This is a genomic window from Paenibacillus sp. KACC 21273, from assembly GCF_028736095.1.
GTDB classification, from domain to species: Bacteria; Bacillota; Bacilli; order Paenibacillales; family Paenibacillaceae; genus Saccharibacillus; species Saccharibacillus kyungheensis.
Genome location: NZ_CP117876.1, coordinates 5,016,651 through 5,033,973 on the forward strand (window position 1 = coordinate 5,016,651; position 17,323 = coordinate 5,033,973).

General features: G+C 40.5%; 14 protein-coding genes. 3 read left to right on the plus strand and 11 right to left on the minus strand.

The window, feature by feature from the left end:
- Positions 1-150 precede the first annotated feature (150 nt).
- Positions 151-1,920: a vWA domain-containing protein gene (locus tag PQ460_RS22015; RefSeq protein ID WP_274171182.1), complete on the minus strand. Its 1,770-nt coding sequence runs from the start codon at positions 1,918-1,920 to the stop codon at positions 151-153.
- Positions 1,921-2,585: 665 nt separating this feature from the next.
- On the opposite strand from PQ460_RS22015, the gene PQ460_RS22020 reads away from it, so the two are divergent.
- Both PQ460_RS22020 and PQ460_RS22025 read left to right on the plus strand, forming a co-directional pair.
- Positions 2,586-3,545 (plus strand): hypothetical protein, encoded by a 960-nt coding sequence (locus PQ460_RS22020; protein ID WP_274171183.1) that lies wholly within the window; start codon positions 2,586-2,588, stop codon positions 3,543-3,545.
- Entirely contained in the window at positions 3,542-5,440 is a 1,899-nt protein-coding gene (locus PQ460_RS22025; protein WP_274171184.1) for a hypothetical protein, read from the plus strand. Before PQ460_RS22020 ends, PQ460_RS22025 begins: the two co-directional genes overlap by 4 nt.
- 111 nt (positions 5,441-5,551) lie before the next feature.
- On the opposite strand, the gene PQ460_RS22030 is transcribed toward PQ460_RS22025, so the two are convergent.
- From PQ460_RS22030 to PQ460_RS22070, 9 genes are all read right to left on the minus strand, one after another.
- Positions 5,552-6,955, minus strand: coding sequence for a M20 family metallopeptidase (locus tag PQ460_RS22030; protein ID WP_274171185.1), 1,404 nt, complete (start codon positions 6,953-6,955; stop codon positions 5,552-5,554).
- A gap of 4 nt (positions 6,956-6,959) precedes the next feature.
- Positions 6,960-7,307 (minus strand): hypothetical protein, encoded by a 348-nt coding sequence (locus tag PQ460_RS22035; protein ID WP_273614567.1) that lies wholly within the window; start codon positions 7,305-7,307, stop codon positions 6,960-6,962.
- Between the two features lie 13 nt (positions 7,308-7,320).
- Complete coding sequence (locus PQ460_RS22040) at positions 7,321-8,682, minus strand: helix-turn-helix domain-containing protein (RefSeq protein WP_274171186.1); 1,362 nt, start codon at positions 8,680-8,682, stop codon at positions 7,321-7,323.
- A gap of 83 nt (positions 8,683-8,765) precedes the next feature.
- Positions 8,766-10,025 (minus strand): amidohydrolase, encoded by a 1,260-nt coding sequence (locus tag PQ460_RS22045; protein ID WP_274171187.1) that lies wholly within the window; start codon positions 10,023-10,025, stop codon positions 8,766-8,768.
- Positions 10,026-10,094: 69 nt separating this feature from the next.
- Complete coding sequence (gene abgT / locus PQ460_RS22050; RefSeq protein WP_274171188.1) at positions 10,095-11,627, minus strand: p-aminobenzoyl-glutamate transporter; 1,533 nt, start codon at positions 11,625-11,627, stop codon at positions 10,095-10,097.
- A gap of 230 nt (positions 11,628-11,857) precedes the next feature.
- Entirely contained in the window at positions 11,858-12,628 is a 771-nt protein-coding gene (locus PQ460_RS22055; RefSeq protein ID WP_274171189.1) for a YcnI family copper-binding membrane protein, read from the minus strand.
- A gap of 63 nt (positions 12,629-12,691) precedes the next feature.
- The gene (locus tag PQ460_RS22060; protein ID WP_274171190.1) at positions 12,692-14,350 is read right to left on the minus strand and encodes a copper resistance CopC/CopD family protein; all 1,659 of its coding nucleotides are present in this window, start codon (positions 14,348-14,350) and stop codon (positions 12,692-12,694) included.
- Positions 14,351-14,561: 211 nt separating this feature from the next.
- A complete protein-coding gene (locus tag PQ460_RS22065; protein ID WP_204826391.1) occupies positions 14,562-15,224 on the minus strand; it encodes a response regulator in 663 nt (220 codons plus the stop codon).
- Positions 15,217-16,050, minus strand: coding sequence for a sensor histidine kinase (locus PQ460_RS22070; protein ID WP_274171191.1), 834 nt, complete (start codon positions 16,048-16,050; stop codon positions 15,217-15,219). Before PQ460_RS22070 ends, PQ460_RS22065 begins: the two co-directional genes overlap by 8 nt.
- 282 nt (positions 16,051-16,332) lie before the next feature.
- Between PQ460_RS22070 and PQ460_RS22075 the strand changes: the two genes are divergently transcribed.
- Positions 16,333-16,491, plus strand: a complete 159-nt coding sequence (locus tag PQ460_RS22075) for a hypothetical protein (RefSeq protein ID WP_204826389.1) — start codon at positions 16,333-16,335, stop codon at positions 16,489-16,491.
- Positions 16,492-16,756: 265 nt separating this feature from the next.
- Here PQ460_RS22075 and PQ460_RS22080 read toward each other — a convergent pair whose 3' ends face one another.
- Positions 16,757-17,302, minus strand: a complete 546-nt coding sequence (locus PQ460_RS22080) for a glutathione peroxidase (protein ID WP_273614559.1) — start codon at positions 17,300-17,302, stop codon at positions 16,757-16,759.
- Positions 17,303-17,323: the final 21 nt, after the last annotated feature.

The following is a 17,323-nucleotide window of genomic DNA, read 5'->3' on the forward strand; positions in this document are numbered from 1 at the left end:
ATTGTAATCAATGATTATGAGATTTTGAAAAGAGATAGACTATTTTTTCAAAAGAATATCTTTGTGTTTTAGCATACACAACCTAATTTCAGCATGATACACATTCTGTTTCAGTATACAGATGTAATATGAATAGTTTGTGTATAGGAATTATGTTAGGTATTCAAGCATAATTGTTTTGTCGACCTGACGTAAGCTAATCGTGATACGGTCGCCGCTTTTAAGTTCAAAGCCTTTGGAAGCATCGATCGCACGGGCAGATTTTTCAATTACGTTGTCCGCGTTGTTACGAATCATAATACGGTCGTTACTACTTGGTGTGAAAATAATATTTTCGGTTTCTTTCAGTTCTGGTGCAAGTTGAACCAGTTGATGCAGATTAAATTTGCCACGGAATGTAGTTAGTTTTTTGTATTGTGGATAAGAGCGTTCGCCGGTATTTTCATCGCGAATCTCGATAACCATTTGTCCAACAAAGCCGCGGTTTCTTTTTTTCAAGAAGCCGAGTAAGAACCACAATCCTGCAAGTATTAGTAGCGCAACGACTGCAATAATGATCCATGTAACTAGACCTAATCCAGCTTTTTCGCCACTACCGGATACACCGCCTTTGGCATCAATCGTTACTGGAGCAGTCTCACGATAAAAGCTTTGTTCTTCTGCACGAGCAACCAGTTGATAGACATGATTGTCAGGCACTTCAAATGTACCTTTAAATTCACTACCATCTGTAGTCAACGGAACTTGACTGGTTGTTCCTGTATCCATATCTTTCACATTCAGTACAGCTTTCATACTGCTTGCTTGCGAATTATCTGTTAATTTCTGACCGCCGCTTGTTAAATAAGAAACGATATCGATTTTATCGCCTTTACTGTACGCTTTGGTCGGGATAGGATCTAGTGCTAATTCCAGGTTATAGTTAAACACCAGATTAATATCAATCTTGTCTTGATCGACACCTTTAACCTGTAATGTCCAATCTCCTTGCTCTGGAGATAACAATTTAACTAGCGAATAGCTTTTGGAAGTAGACATGCTGACTTTGTCTGATGGTACAGCTACAGCATTGCCTGACGGATCGACTAATTTCACTTCAACCGCTTCTGACGACATAATAGAAATATTTGCTTCTTTTACATTGGCATTCGGAATATGAATCTTCACATCTTGAAATTGTCCGTTACCTGTTATCGAATCGACAGGTACCACATTCACTTCTTGATGATCTGCAAAAATCTCACTTAGAATCTCTGGCAAGTCTTGCGCCGAAGTTGTTACAAAAGATTTACCACCTGTATCATCAGCAATCTTTTTCAATGCTTCTTGATTCAGCTTACCGTCTGCATTCAGCCCGATTGTATAGACAGGATACCCGTCTTTTTTGGCTTGTGCTACAGCTGTATTCAGATCATTATCTGCATCACTGTTACTGCGTCCGGAATTACTGTTCAACTGATTGTTACCATCAGCGAACAATACAATCATCGGTTCATGCCCTTGCTGTGCATTGTCTTGCAAAATGTTAACGGCTTCTTTCATTCCTACCGAGATATCCGTATACGCTCCTCGTGTTAGACCATCGATAAAAGACTTGAGCTGTGTTTTATCATCAGCAGACTGAATAGCAGTCAATGCCTTTTCACGTTCAATACGGTCTGTATACGATACAACTCCTACTCGATCGCCTTGCGATGGTAGCATATCTATAAATAATTTCATCGCTTCACTACCTAGTTGTTGCGGGTCACTGGATTTCATAGAATTACTAGCATCCAGTACCAAGACCGCATCAATCGGTGTAGTCGAATTATTAGTACTATTTGTCGCTGAAGCAGCGAACATCGTGCTAGGCAACTGTGTCAGGCACAGAACCAAAGCTAGCAGGATATACATAAAGTTTGTATTTCTTCGGGACATAAGTCTACTCCTTCACTGGATAGATAGATGGCGCTATCGTACACCATCTTACGACATTTTCATTAAGCGCCGGTTAAATTCACCTTAACATGCCTTAAAAATCATAAAGTGAAAAATTTGATACTATTCTTATCGGTATATCCATTTTACTCCATTTTAGATCATAAATCACAAACACATATGCGCTATTTATCATAACAAGCCGGATACCATTATAACGCATATTCACAAATATCTTCCCCACCTTAAGACGGGGGAATCCACTAGACTATAGGCTAAAAGTTGAATATCACTCCTAATTTTCGCTATTCTGTAATAGATTATGCGCTAAAATATAGGTATAGTGAGGTTGTTGAACACTTTATAATTCAACAAGTAATCCCGATCCTCCCTTAGATTAAAGTTAGACTCGATAAATCTGATTAAGAAAGGAATGTCATATGTTTGCATACGTATGTCTCGCTGTTTTGTTTCTTTTTGTTATCCTAAGATTGTCTATGTACGCATTTAAACGCAAACGTGTCCCAACAGAAGATGAATTAGAAAAGCAGTTACTATCTACTATTAACCAAAGAAGCTAACAGATTCGCAGATTTACCCAATTCCTTGTTAGCAGACTCCTGAAGTTATTTATAAATACGATGTATAGTGAGTGATCTTAATCTATGACAACAACCAAAAAATCGATTCAATTACCGGTGCTTCATCGCACCCGGCGTGTATACGATAACTTACGAATATGCCGGAAATGTCAGAATTACACCATTTTACCTGGTGATGCTTGTCCGGATTGTGGCAAGCAAGCACTTGTTCCTGTGACACAACATGCCCGTCTACGTGCTAAGCGCAAAATGATGAATGAGATTCTATTTGCTCTTCTTCTTACTATTATAGCGGTTGTCGTATCGAAAGAGGTCACTGAAATCGTTATTTCTGTGATCACAGGTGCAGTATGTATAGCGGTTCTTGTTTTGGTTCAACGCCGTATGATATCTAAAGAAACATTACGGCAGTTAGCACGCTTATTCAAAACAGATAGTAAAACGATCTATGAAGGCACTGTACGTGATCAATCAACAGCTGTAACGGCTGTACGTAGTGGTGAAGATGTCGAAGGATATCATATGTTACGTCAAGCAGCTGTTGTCGTGCATAATGATCGTCTACGACTGGCTCAATTGTCTTTATTGCAAAATTTCCGATTGCGTAGTGATATGGATCTGGATCTAGATTCATTGATTGTGCAAGATTTTGATCCTTTATTAGCCGAATATATCGGTGAAATTGCCAAGATCAAACGCGAAATGGTGAAAGATCGAGCTATTCGTTATGTAATAGCCAACGAACCTCAGATTTTGAAATTAGAAAATGGAATGAATATTCTGGTCAGTGTAACTTCGGCAGCGGTACGAATGAAGCGTTATGTCACGATGTATCCGGGATTTGTTCGTCGTTACGCACGCTTTTTACCGAAAGACCGTTTTTTACGATTGTACCGGATGATCAACAGCGATCCTGCGCAAAAAGACAGTGCAATGGCAATAGACTTGGAAACTATTCGTCAAGAATTGTACAAAGGCGATTCTGATTTTGAGCCTGCTATTCCTGGAATAGGGATCTCATGAGTATTATTCGTTTATTTGCATTACGTAATCTGTTAATCGTAGCTTGCGTCATTGCAGCCGTGCTAGCAGTCTATAAAGGGGTTCAAATTTCGCAAAAAATCCATGCTGTGCAAGAAGCAGATCGCTATTATGCTCAGAAGCAATGGGTAGAAGCCGAAACCTTTTATCAAAAAGCGAATACCAACACATCGATTCAGTACCAAAATGAACATATTGCTAATCGTTTATTGCAATTATTGCCGATTACAGATTGGAAGCAGACAGTAAGTTCCAGTCAGCAACAGCTTCAATCTGCCGCCAGTACCCAACAATTTGAAGCGTATCTTACTGCTTATAAATTATGGCAACAACGTCTCAGTCAGCAACAACAAGCCGACAAAAGATATACAGTTCAATACAAGCAAATTACAAATGAATCGAAGATCAATGATCAATTAAAGACCGATTTTCAAGCTTTTCGTGAATTGTTCGAAGCAGGGCTACAAAATAATCTACAAAAGCGCAATTACACCGATGAATCGGATAAATGGAATCTATTGCAGATTCCGGAAAAGTATCTAGCTGTTAAAAGCACACGCCAAGCTTATCTGAATACATTGTTCAAAACGTATGATCAGACCAAATTAACACGTCTGGCAGCCGCCGGTGATTTTACTGCTTTTCTAGAACAAGCACGCAGTACATGGGATGGTTATCAACAACATGATTGGAGTGCAACCTGGGTACTGACAGCGGCGCAAAATAATGCAGACAAGATTCTTGCCACCGATATTGCAAATCAGCAGATTAATAACTTTGTCACTCATGCTCAAAGCTTTAATCAGTGGGTCACTACAGTCAATCTAAGTTCTTCTCCTGTGACAACCACGATCAATAATGAGATTAATTCATTACTTCGTGAAGCCAATAATATGGTGACAGCAGGTCAGTATCAACAAGCTCTCGATATTTACCAAGCGTTACAACCTGTCCAAGATACTACGAATCTAATAGCACAGACAAAAGTCGCATGGGCTTCCAGTGATCCGCTGTATGTGTTGCAAAGCTCTAATCCTTCAGTTGCGTATCAACATGTAGTTGGAGGCACTAACGGACTTAATGCAGATGTCTATGCATTAGCAACCGATGCTGAAAATCATCTCTATATTAGCAGAATGACCGCTAATGGTGATACCAGTATTCTGTCTGGAGAAATTGCACAACAAGCGTCTCAGATCCGTAGTCTAGCGATCGTGAATCAATTAGGGACACCTGATCAACCTGTGATCGAAATTCAATCCGAACCTACTACAGATCGTACAGCTACTTTTTCTTTTTATGCGGTTGAACCTAGTGAGTTCCGTGCGTTGCTTTCTGTCGAAGCTGATGGATATACAATCGGTGACAATCAAACGATACAAGTACAAAATCCGTCTGATTTAGAAAAAGGACAGACTGCTATCTATGCCCGTAATGAAGATGGAGAGTACACACGTACCGAGACACAGAATGAATATACTTCTATTGATGGAAGTACATTAACAAGCTATCTTAATGAGCCTGTGTCATTTGAAGTCAATATTGTATCTACTGATGCGGATGATCGAGGAGCGATTGCATTAGTCGGAGAGCAATATATTCGTCTTCGAGGAGAATTGAACTGGAGTACAGGTTCCTTCGTTGTCTCTGGTGTATTCCGAGGTGAATTCGAACCATTTACTAACACATTAGGAGCTGGAGATACCCATTCTACAGGTGAAAATAATACACCTACCGAAGAAAATGGAACACCAGAATCAACCGACGAAACAGGGCTATTACAAGAACCAGATTATGGAGTAGACGCTCCTGATGCTCCTGCCAATCTAGAATCCAATATCACGATCCCTGTGTTTGAAGTCGAATCTCTGCAATAAGGTTTTAACTAAAGGCACAGTATTCAATAGTTGAAAATAAAGCAAAAAGCTATCTATCAGGAGTACATACACTCTAAATAGATAGCTTTTTGCTTTTGAATCTTACTGATTTTATTTGGTCGCAGAAGGAACAACATCTGCTGGAATCGGACATATATACGTCTCGCCTTGCAATCGCTCTTTCAGTTCTGCTTGTGCAGTTTGACGCAATTGAGGATTTTGCATAATTTCGATAGCGGTAGCCGCCATAATTTTACTAGCATAGAGCATGCCTTTATGAGCAATAGAAGTTGCTCCTAACGTAACCCATTGCCAGCTATGAGGCATTGTACCAATCGCAAAGCAAGCGGTTGTACACTGCACTGTAGGCGTAATCCAGCTTACATCTGATACATCGGTTGATCCGTATAACATAAGTCCATGCAGATATGGATTCACATGATCTGCTAACACTTTACCCTGAAGAGTTGCAGGTAGATGTGGACTGCCCTTTTTTTCTTGCGCTGTTAATGTATTTTGCACCGCAGTAGCCAATGCTAATTCTTCTGAAGTATGTTCAGGAATCGGAAATTGAGCAAATTGGTCATACACAACCTGTTCTAACGTGGTATTCGGAATAATATTTGAACATGCTTTATCAAATACAATCTCTACTTCTGTGCCTGTCATCAGTGCTGCACCTTTAGCGATATCATGAACTCTTTCCATAATATCAGTGGCTTCTCGTACATGAGGCGCACGAATCAGATACAGCACTTCTGCATTCGCTTGTACCACATTAGGTGATAAACCACCGGTATGAGTCACTGCATAATGAATACGAGCTTCTTGAATAATATGTTCTCGCAAGTAATTCACACCAATGTTCATCAATTCTACCGCATCAAGCGCACTTCTTCCCAGATGCGGACTTGCAGCGGCATGAGCGCTTTTGCCTTTAAATTTATAATAAATCTGAAAGTTCGCCAGCGTATGAACCGACATCACACTATGATAATCCATAGGATGCCATGTGACTGCACTGTCTACATCGTCAAATAACCCTTCGCGCGCCATAAATGTTTTGCCAGAGCCGCCTTCTTCCGCAGGACAACCGTAATAACGAACCGTTCCGGCTAATCCATGTTGCTCCATATAATCTTTAACAGCAACCGCCGCCGCTAATGCACCTGTTCCAAGCAGATTATGACCACATCCATGACCATTTCCACCTGCCACAATCGCTTGTTCAGTTGCACTACCTGATTGCTGACTAAGTCCGGATAATGCATCGTATTCCCCTAACAAAGCGATCACAGGTTGACCACTTCCATAACTGGCTATAAATGCAGTCTCAATACCGCCACTTCCACGCTCCACATGGAATCCTTCGTTCTCTAGAGCAAGGCATAACAATTCAGCAGATTGCTTTTCTTCAAAACGAGTCTCTGCATATTCCCAGATCTGATCACTCATCGCTGTCCATTTGTGTTGACGATCATCAATAGAGCGATGAATCGTATCGGTATTGATCATAATATTATCCTCCTAAGCCTACAAAAATCATAATAAGAATCAATTCCACCATATAACCGATCACCAGCAACATCGGAATACTGATAATTAAAAGAAACCGACGCATAGGCACAGTCACATCAGGTGCTTTGCTTATCCAGCGATACAATCCTCTCCATGCCAGAATCAGAGCAGGCACGATAGCCAAAATCCCCACTGTTATTACTGCTACATACAACGATTGTTGCTGAGCAGTACTCGCACCTTGTGTCATCAGATTTGATTTGCGAATCATCAGAAAAACCCAGACAGCCGCTACGATAATGTAATATAATTTGATCCCGTTACTAAATGAAATAAGCTTCTTATCCAACATGACTCCCCCTTTAATCTAGACTGTGGTTTGTTTGTTCAAGTGATGCTTCAGCAGAACCGTGCACTTGAGTTAAACGGTAAATTTTGCGTGGTCTCCCTCGTAGCGCTTGTAGCTCCTCGCCTTCTACCTCGGCAAGATGAATGTGACAAAGGCTACTCATAATCCGTTGGGCATTACGCACAGTCATAGACAAATGTTGAGCAAGTTGAGCGGTTGTGAAGCCATCCCAGTTCATCCGCTGTGTCAGTGCTTCGATTTTTTTGTACGTTTTGACACTGATATTAGCTTCGTTCAATTGAGACAATAATGCTCGATCTAGAGAACGAGAACTATAACTCCATTCTTCGATCTGCCCTACCGCTTCACGAATCACACCGTTATCTTGCACAATAATAATGTGTGAAGACGATTCTTGTTGTTTACTTTGCTGAAGAGCACGTAGCGCATGATTCTCCGCGGCTAACGCTGTGTCTCCATATCCTATTCCTACAGAAACTTCCACTTCAATTTCCAGAGCGATCTGCTCGATACTATGATGCAGTCGCGATAATTCACGTTCAATCGCTCCACGTGTACTAAATATCTGGTAGCGTCCATTTCCTTTGTCCACCAGCACACCATCCATATGTTCACACAATTGCAAAAGTACGGTTTTAATCCGTAATTCAGCATACTGCAATCCATACGAAGTAGATTCGGTTAGCGAGCGGTGATTAAGTAGATCGGCTTCGATCATATGAATCCCAATCTGAGTATCTTTAAAATAAGAACTTCTCGCTTGCTGAATCAGTAGCTTGGCGGCTTGCCGAATATCTTGCGAACTTGTCGTCAAACGATACACCGGAACCCCTTGTTCTTGCAGAGCAGCATAGACAAAATGCATACAGGTTAATGCCGCTACACTTTGCCCGCTTTTCCATTTATCCATATGAAATTGAATCAATGTCTCTGGTTCATCCGAGCCTTCAAATATATTGAGATACACTTGGTCGATCGGCAATCCTGCTTCAGCAAAAGACTCGTGCATATCCAAGTCTTCTGAACGAATAATATCGACCGAATAGCGGTGATCCCGAATATGATAATCCATATTCATTTGTAATAAAGCTTTGTATAATCCTGAACCAGCAGGCTTACAATAAGCTGTTAATTCATGTTCTTTCAAAAAAGGGCTTGCAACTGATAACGGAATAGGCCCTGAAAATAGCCAGCCTTTGACTGTGGAACGATACTGTTCTAAGATTTGTGGAATTTCTCGTGGATGATTATAGACCATCGCCACAAATTCTACATCGTCCGCTAGATCCCGGGTCAGATTTAAAATACGTTCTACAGATGGGAGTGGCCCCACGATACCGAATCGATACGTCATCATCTTCTCCTTTGTCCTCACACTTGAATATACGTTACTTCTTATTATATCAAGTTCTATGGGCAAAAGAAGCTTGGACGATTTTAACGCAGAATACGCATCGCGATTCGGCGGAACCATTCGATTCCGATCGGTAATGCCGCTTCTTCAATATCAAACTTTGGATGATGATGCGGAGCAGGATTACTGCCACCTATAATCATATAAGTCGCTTTACCGCCATTCTCTTGCACACGTCGCAACATATAACTGGCATCTTCACTACCGGTAGAATAAGCACTTTCTTCAGGAATTGTATGCACCCCTTCGATACCGACCGCTTCTTCTCGGGCAATCTGTATCATATCTTCATCGCAAGTAATCGGTATGGCTCCACCTATGACTTCAACGTCATACTCCAATCCATGCATGCCTGCGCTATGTTCAATAATCGTACGCACACGTTGTTCAAGCTCACTATTCACCTCTTCGGATTCAGAGCGAGTCTCGATAATCATACGCGCATGTTCAGAAATAATATTGGCTGCTGTACCGCCTTCCAACACCCCTACATTGATTCGTGTATCTCCTGTGCTGTATCGTGGAATACTATGAATATTAAGTAAAGCAGTTGCCGCTCCAAGCAGTGCATTCCGTCCTTTTTCCGGTGTTGCTCCTGCATGCGAAGCTACTCCATGAAAATGGGCCGCTAATTTGGTCGTTGCTAGATAGCCTGTTGTTCCTCCATGCAATTGACCGGTAGGCACTTCACAACCCAGATGAGCGCAAAATAGATAATCCACATCGTCCAATATCCCTTTTTCGACCATAGCATAAGCACCGCGTACTCCTTCTTCGGCTGGCTGAAAAATCAACTTGATCGTTCCCGCGAACTCTTGCTGGCTTAACGCTTCTGCAACACCCAGTCCGATCGTTGTATGACCATCATGCGCGCAAGCATGCATATTCCCTGGAAAATGCGAGACAAATGTATGTTGTTGTGGAAAATGATCATCGTCTTTACTTTCTACAATAGGCAGTGCATCCATATCAAAACGAAAAGCCAGTGTCGGCCCTGAACGCTTTCCTGTTAACGTGCCGACGACCGCCGTATATCCCCCACGCATATTACCTACAATATCTGGATCAGCGCCATGTTCTAGTGCACGTTGATACGATTCTTCCAGTACTTTGTCGCTAGGTAATCCGCGCCGACTGTCTCCATCAATCGCATCTTGCCCGTAGATCACATCATAACCTAACGATTTTAAAGTCTGTACAACAATCGAAGCTGTACGATATTCGGTAAATCCCAATTCAGGATGTTGATGCAAATCTCGGCGTAATTCAATGATGTTTAACATGCAAGTTCATCTCCTTGTTAAATGTGCATCTTATATTGGAAGCATATAGTAATCGATCTAATCGTTTGTTTATGAATCAGCTAATCGCGGATACACACCCGGGCCAATCGGAAGCCCTAACATATACCACACAATCAACATCAACGACCAGACGATCAGGAAAACGATCGGATACGGCAAAATAAGTGAATAATACGTGCCTAAACGTGCATTTTTCTGATATCGCTGTAAAAATCCTAAAAACAATGGAAGGAATGGTGACATTGGAGCGAAAGGAATTACTGACGAATCAGCGATACGGAAGATCATTTGCGCAAATGCTGGATGATAACCGAGCAACATAAACATCGGCACAAATACAGGTGCCAGAATCGACCAGATCGCTGATCCACTGGCGATAAACATACATAGTAGAGCAGACAAGAACATCAATCCTAGAAAAGCAGGCATGCCTGTCATATTTGTTTTTTCTAATATATCAGTTAATCCTAAAGCAATAAATTTCCCCATATTACTCCAGTTGAAGAAAGCCACAAATTGAGATAGTGGAAAGACCATGACAATAAAGCCAGCCATTCCTTTCATCGGATCAATCAACAACAGTGGAATATCACCTTGATTACGAATCTGCTTGGTTACAACCCCATAAGTAACAGCAACCACAAAAAAGAAAATAATAATAATTGGCACAATACCGGACATAAATGGCGAAGGCACAATCGAACCTGTTTCTGGATTTCGAAGAATACCGTTGCTAGGCAAAATCAATAATAACATCACACCAATAAATACAATTGCCACTATACCGCTTGCAAGTAGACCTTTATTTTGAATAGGCGTCAAAGCTTCCATCTTGTCTTGATCGGTTCCTTGATATTTAGGCAATCGGGGCTCTACAAATTTATCGGTAACGATTGCTCCTGTAATCGTCAGCACAATAACCGATGTCGCCATAAAAAACCAGTTGTCCAATACACTGACACTAATCGTGCTGTTCACTGCTTTGGCGGCTTCTGTACTGATTCCAGATAGCAATACATCTGTCGTCACCACCAGTAAATTCGCTGTAAATCCAGAACCCACGCCTGCTATAGCCGCCATCAAGCCTGCAATCGGATGACGACCTACTGCTAGGAACATCAGCGCTCCCAGTGGAGGCATAATCACTAACGCTGCATCTGAAGAAATGTGACTGAAAAAGGCAATAAACAACACCATATAACTGGCATATTTGGCACTGACGCGAGAAGCCATTTTCAACATTAACGCTTGCAACAGCCCTACTTTTTCTGCTAATCCTGCTCCTAATACCAGCGCCAGAATCGAACCTAAAGGCGTAAATCCGCTAAAATTTTTGATGATATTAGGTAGAATCCACTGAATGCCTTCTGCACTAAGCAAGTTTTTGACAACAACCGATTCTCCATTCGTCGGATCTTTTACCGACACATGCAACCACGACAAAATAGCTGTCGCTAACATCAAAATAATGATCAAATACACAAACAGTAAAAATGGATTAGGAATTTTATTACCGATCTTCTCGACCCATGTAAATATTTTTCCTGGACTTGACGGCGATTGTACTGGTGTTTGACTCACTAGCATTCCCTCCATTTTAAGATCATAATACGACATTTTCGTTTAATGCAGTATAAAAAAAATATGCACAGGATACAATAGATATGTAAGGTTTTTTAACAAAAATATTAATTTTTTTTATAAAAATGAGTTTTTCTGCATAAAAAAAGCCAAAAAGATCAAGAACAATGACAGCTAAGTTCTCAATCTTTTTGGCTTTAGATGATAAAATGTCTTTTTATGGTACGTTTTTATTTACGTTTGCGTGAATTCATTACAGCGACTCCACCTAATATTAAGGCAATAATCGAAATAATCAATGTCGTTACTTGTAGACCATTACTGCTAGCCGGTTGTTCCATCGGCATCGTGTTCATATCATTTGAAGCCGCAGTATCTGTTGTTGTACCTGTCGCTGGTGTGCTTTCCGTTGTTGTAGTATCTGTTCCAGTCGCTTCATCTGTAGCTGTAGCAGTATCTTCGGTTGTTGCTGTATCGTGTCCATCAGTTGTTGGAGCGGCAGGTGTTGTTGTAGCTGCATTTTCTGTAATCGTAGTAATCGAATGAGGAAGTTCGCTTCCTTCTTTGCCTGTCCATTCAACTACGCTACCATCGCTATAGTATTGGTACGCATCCCATGCTAATTCGCCATCTTTAGCTGGATTTTCACCTACAAATACGAACTGTTGAAATTGACCTGCTTCAATCCCGCCACTTTCTGCTTCCCAAGTGATCGATGTAATTTCACCAGCATCATTTTTTTCAGTTGTTGTTTTCCAACCTGGTACAGGCTGATATTGTTTGAAAGATAAGTTTTCCGGTACTTTTAATGTTACTTTAGTCGTTGGCAAATCTTTTTCAGAAGGTACTTTGATCGTATACGTTTCCCAGGCGGAAGGCATCGACTGAGCAGGTTTGACCGTAACATGCGCACTTGCAATACTGCTAAATGTTAATAATCCTGCGACCATAACTGCTGAACCGATTGTGATCATTTTGGTAAATACCGAGTTTTTTTTCATTCGTCATACTCCCTTTTTTATATATCATACAGGCATAATATAATCTGCCTGTTGTACCACAGCTTATTGACCAATCCGTAGTGTAAATTCAGTATCAATCGTATCTAACGACTTGGTCAAAATATGAACTTTGACATGCCAGTTGCCATTCATACTCACCATACCTGTTTTCTGATAGACTCCATCTTTGCCATCACTGGCTGTAAGCAGAATTTCAGTAGGAGCCATCGCCATATCCATATGATTCATCGTTAATGTAATTTGTTCGACATCTACAGGTTTGGCTTCATTTTTATTTTTAACAGATACGATAAAATTATTGCTACCCATCTGCGCTTGAGGAACCTCTAATTTAATCTCATATCCATCGACTTCTTGTGTCTGTACGGTCTGCTTCGGTGTCGCTCCATTACTGATCGGAGCGGCTTGAGGAGAAAGATGCACCAGCGCCGCCGCTAGCATCAAAATCACAAAGCCAGTTAACACTTCCCACATCAAGTCTTTGCCAAGCTCTTCTTTTTGCTGTCGTCCTTTGACATAATTCATGGCACCGAATGCCGCCATCACAAGGAATAACAACATTTTTGCAAGTAGCGTCAACCCATAAGCGGTATTGAACAGCGCCATCAGACTAGGCAGATAAATAATACTTCCATAAATACCAGTAACCAATAAAGCCGCTACCGATATAATCGCCCACCATGAGAAGCGGCGTACAATACTCCAATATACCGTTTTGCGTTCTTCTCCTGTAAAAGGAGCTACAATACGCGGTACAAATACCGCCATTGCTACCAGTGCACCACTCCATACCAGAGCCGAGACCAGATGGATAAAATCAGCTGCAATCGCAATGCCTGCATACGGTTCTGCATAAGCATGTCCATCCAGCGATTTGGCGAGTAATTGTACAATCATCAAAGCAATTGCAATCATTCCGATAGCACGCTTCGCAGCAGTTGCAAGCTTGCTATGCGCATACAAAGCTACCAGAATAACGATCAGTACAGCGGTGATCATCTGGATCAACCATACCTGACCGAAAGTCGTTTCACGGAATGTATTTCCTAATTCTGTTGTAGTCTGCATAACCGGAATATCTGCATTCCAGGCGATGCGTAGTGGCAATTGAACCAATAACGCAACCACTGTTAGTGCCATCCCTATCCATAAAAATAACGCATATCGACGCTGACGCATCCATGTTGTTGCTTCAGATGTACGTAAGCGAGCCGGTAATAAAAATAGTGATAACGCAAGCAATCCTAATACTAATGATTGACCGGTATACTGTAACCACCGCATTACAATCAATAATGGATTGACCGATTTATTATCTGGTAGTGTAGTCGGCGCATCTGACATTTTTTTGCCAGCACCGTCTCCGACTTGAAAAACGATTCCACCTTCTACCGGATGTCCATCTCCTGAGACCGCTTTCCATGAAATATTGTAAATATCATCAGCAAGCTTCACCGGAATGTTTGCTTCTAATAGAGCTGCATTTTTACTATCAATAACAGCTTTGACTCCGTCTATTTTTTGACCAGACGAATCCATCAATACAATCTGATAATACGCAGGCTGTATCGATTCATTGAATAATAATGTGATTTTGTCAGGTGCTTTGTCTAGCACTTCATTTTGAGCAGGGACAGATTGTTGCACATACGAATGAGCCGAGGTGCTTTGTGGAAAGGATAATCCACTACAAATACTCAAAAGGACTAGCAATACAGGTAACAACAATCTCCGCTTGGTTATCGAAAAATAAATTGATGTATGATAAATATGATTCACCTACTTTATGTGAGATGCCTTCTATGAAGTCTGTTTTGTGCAATCACAATCTCTATAGTATCGAAGTGAGTACATTCTGAACATGACTATATAGGGCTATATCTGTTACAAATATGGCTTAAATTTGAAAAGATTATGGACGATAGAGCTGATCTGACGCTAATCCATGCTCAATCGCATATCTTGTCAATTGTACTCGATTTTCTAATTGCAATTTGTGTAGTAAATTTTTGAGATGATTTTTGACCGTTTGCTCTGAAATATTAAGCTCTGCCGCAATATCTCGATTGGTCAGCCCTGACGATACCCAGTGCAAAATTTCTCTTTCACGTGGTGTTAAAGTGTTCGCTACCGGATCATTTTGCGCTTTGGTCGATGGGAACTGTTGCAGAATACGTAGTGCAATCTCTTGACTAAGCCCTGCTTCATCCAGCACAACACTACGCAAATATTCCAACCACATTGAAGGTGGTAAGCTTTTGAGAATATATCCTTGTGCGCCTTGCTTGATCGCTTCGAATAGATGGGCGGCATCATCGGATACAGTCATCATAATAATTTTGATATAAGGAAATCTAAGTTTAATCAGACGTGTCGTTTCTAACCCATCCATCCCTTTCATTGAAATATCCATCAAAATCAGATCAGGCATCCATTGCTCGGTGAACTCTAACGCTTCCTGACCGCTTGTCGCTGTACCTACAATATTGAACATTGGATCTTCAGACAAAATCACACGCGTTGCTTCGCGTGCATGAGCATGATCATCGACGATTAAGACACGTACACTATTCATCACGATTACCTCCTTTGATGATAAATAAAGTTCGCTCTTGTTGACGTTGCAAAGCAAATGCCCATCCTCTCCACTGTGCACGTTCAGCCGTAATTTTCAATCCAAATCGATCGGGCAATTGCAAAGACTGTTCATGAAATCCTTCTCCATCATCTTCAATCACAATCTGCCAGCCATTCTCGTTGCCTTCACTATGTATCCAGACCTGCTGGGCATGCGCATGTTTGTGAATATTCAATAACCCTTCTCGTATACAAGCTAATAGTTCTGCTTGTTCTTCAGGTTGGATATATTGATCGTCTAACTTCCAATCTAATTCTGTTTTTACACCAGCTAACGGAATCATTTCCCATACACGATAAGCAAGTGATACTTCTTCTGTTGCTCCACTACGAGGAACATGCTTTAGATCAGCAATCGCTTGTCGTACATCGTGATTAGCTTCACTTACTGTGCGACTGATATCGTTAAGCGTTTCCTGTACATGTGGATCATCATACATCCGTTTTGCTCGATCTAACTTTACGCCGAGTAAAAACAAAGATTGAGCTACTCCATCATGCAGTTCTCCAGCGAGCAACTGACGTTCTTCCAATTTTCCTTTGACGATCCGCTCTTGATCGAGCGCTGCACGCGTATTTTCTAACATATCAAATAATTGCCGTAGCAAAGTAACACTGACCACATAGATAATAACCGGTGATAACCAATTACCCACTTCCATCGAGAGATACGGCATTAGAAATTGATGACGAATATATTCCCATAAGCCAATCGTTACTGTAGGTAAAAATAAAATGATCCATTTAATTTTGGTATACGACATATAACTCTCCTTTACTTACGTAAAAATTGATCTTTGCGATCACTATTGTACGTGTTTGCAAAGGATTATGACATATCTCACGTATGGACATCATGTGAACATATCGAAATATATACTTATTTTTAATAAAAATTGAATAATTCATTTGCATTTGACTGTATTAATGTTTACAATAAATTTATGATAATGATTATCATTCCTAGTCAACTGATAATGAAATGATAATATAGATGTTGATGGAGCACAGTAACCTATTTTAACTTCAAAGGAGCCGGAATCTCGATGAACGTAATGACACAGAAGACTTCACTACAAGTAGATGATTATCTGGATCTTCTCAACCTTGCCGTACGTATTGGCGATCTTAAATGGCAAAAAGAAATTATTCGTAAATTAGAATATATGAAACATAGCCAGACTCCTTCTAGAACACGCGCATAGTTTGTTAAGAATCAAAAAGTATCCTTTTTACTGAGAATAAAGATCATATGGATGATCTTGTTATACTATATATAAGGAAGATTGGAATGGTTGAATCTACCACCACAATCTGTTCCTCAAACCGATACTTCATGTGTGAAGATGTCGGTTTTTTTATGCACAAAAAAAGCCTGTTAGGACAAAATCCTGTCAGGCTTTCACTATATATTCAATTCATTGATCATGTCGTTTATATTTATAGCTTACATTATAGTGGATTACAATTTTATAACAGTGCTTCGATATCTTCTTCCATATCCAAAGGATCAGTTGTCGATTCAAAGCGTTTCACTACTTCACCGTTACGATCGATTAGGAATTTAGTAAAGTTCCATTTGATTGAATCGCCTGGCAAATATTCTGGATGCTTCTCGTTCAGCAATTGTACCATCAATTTAGATACGGAATGATTCATATTAAATCCTTCAAATGACTTCTGTTCTACCAAATACTTGAACAATGGATGAGCATTTTGATCACGCACATCTACTTTTTGGAACATTGGGAACGATACACCATAATTCAACATACAAAATGCTTCTACTTTATCATTACCATCAGGCTCTTGATCTGCAAATTGGTTGCAAGGAAAGCCTAAAATCACTAAACCTTTTTCTTTATAACGATCATACAACTTTTGTAAATCTTCGTATTGGAATGTAAAACCACATTGACTTGCTGTATTTACGACTAAGATAACTTGATCTTTATATTCTTCTAATGATACTTCTTTACCATTCATAGCTCTTGCAGAAAATTGATAAACACTCATGTTGGCTCTCCCTTTGTGTTG

Excerpts from the sequence above, each read along its gene's own strand:
- PQ460_RS22025 (WP_274171184.1), top strand. The coding sequence starts at position 3,542 with ATGAGTATTATTCGTTTATTTGCATTACGTAATCTGTTAATCGTAGCT.
- PQ460_RS22080 (WP_273614559.1), bottom strand. The coding sequence starts at position 17,302 with ATGAGTGTTTATCAATTTTCTGCAAGAGCTATGAATGGTAAAGAAGTA.
- PQ460_RS22030 (WP_274171185.1), bottom strand. The coding sequence starts at position 6,955 with ATGATCAATACCGATACGATTCATCGCTCTATTGATGATCGTCAACAC.
- PQ460_RS22070 (WP_274171191.1), bottom strand. The coding sequence starts at position 16,050 with ATGTCGTATACCAAAATTAAATGGATCATTTTATTTTTACCTACAGTA.
- PQ460_RS22015 (WP_274171182.1), bottom strand. The coding sequence starts at position 1,920 with ATGTCCCGAAGAAATACAAACTTTATGTATATCCTGCTAGCTTTGGTT.
- PQ460_RS22020 (WP_274171183.1), top strand. The coding sequence starts at position 2,586 with ATGACAACAACCAAAAAATCGATTCAATTACCGGTGCTTCATCGCACC.
- PQ460_RS22055 (WP_274171189.1), bottom strand. The coding sequence starts at position 12,628 with ATGAAAAAAAACTCGGTATTTACCAAAATGATCACAATCGGTTCAGCA.
- PQ460_RS22045 (WP_274171187.1), bottom strand. The coding sequence starts at position 10,025 with ATGTTAAACATCATTGAATTACGCCGAGATTTGCATCAACATCCTGAA.
- PQ460_RS22040 (WP_274171186.1), bottom strand. The coding sequence starts at position 8,682 with ATGACGTATCGATTCGGTATCGTGGGGCCACTCCCATCTGTAGAACGT.
- PQ460_RS22075 (WP_204826389.1), top strand. The coding sequence starts at position 16,333 with ATGAACGTAATGACACAGAAGACTTCACTACAAGTAGATGATTATCTG.
- PQ460_RS22065 (WP_204826391.1), bottom strand. The coding sequence starts at position 15,224 with ATGAATAGTGTACGTGTCTTAATCGTCGATGATCATGCTCATGCACGC.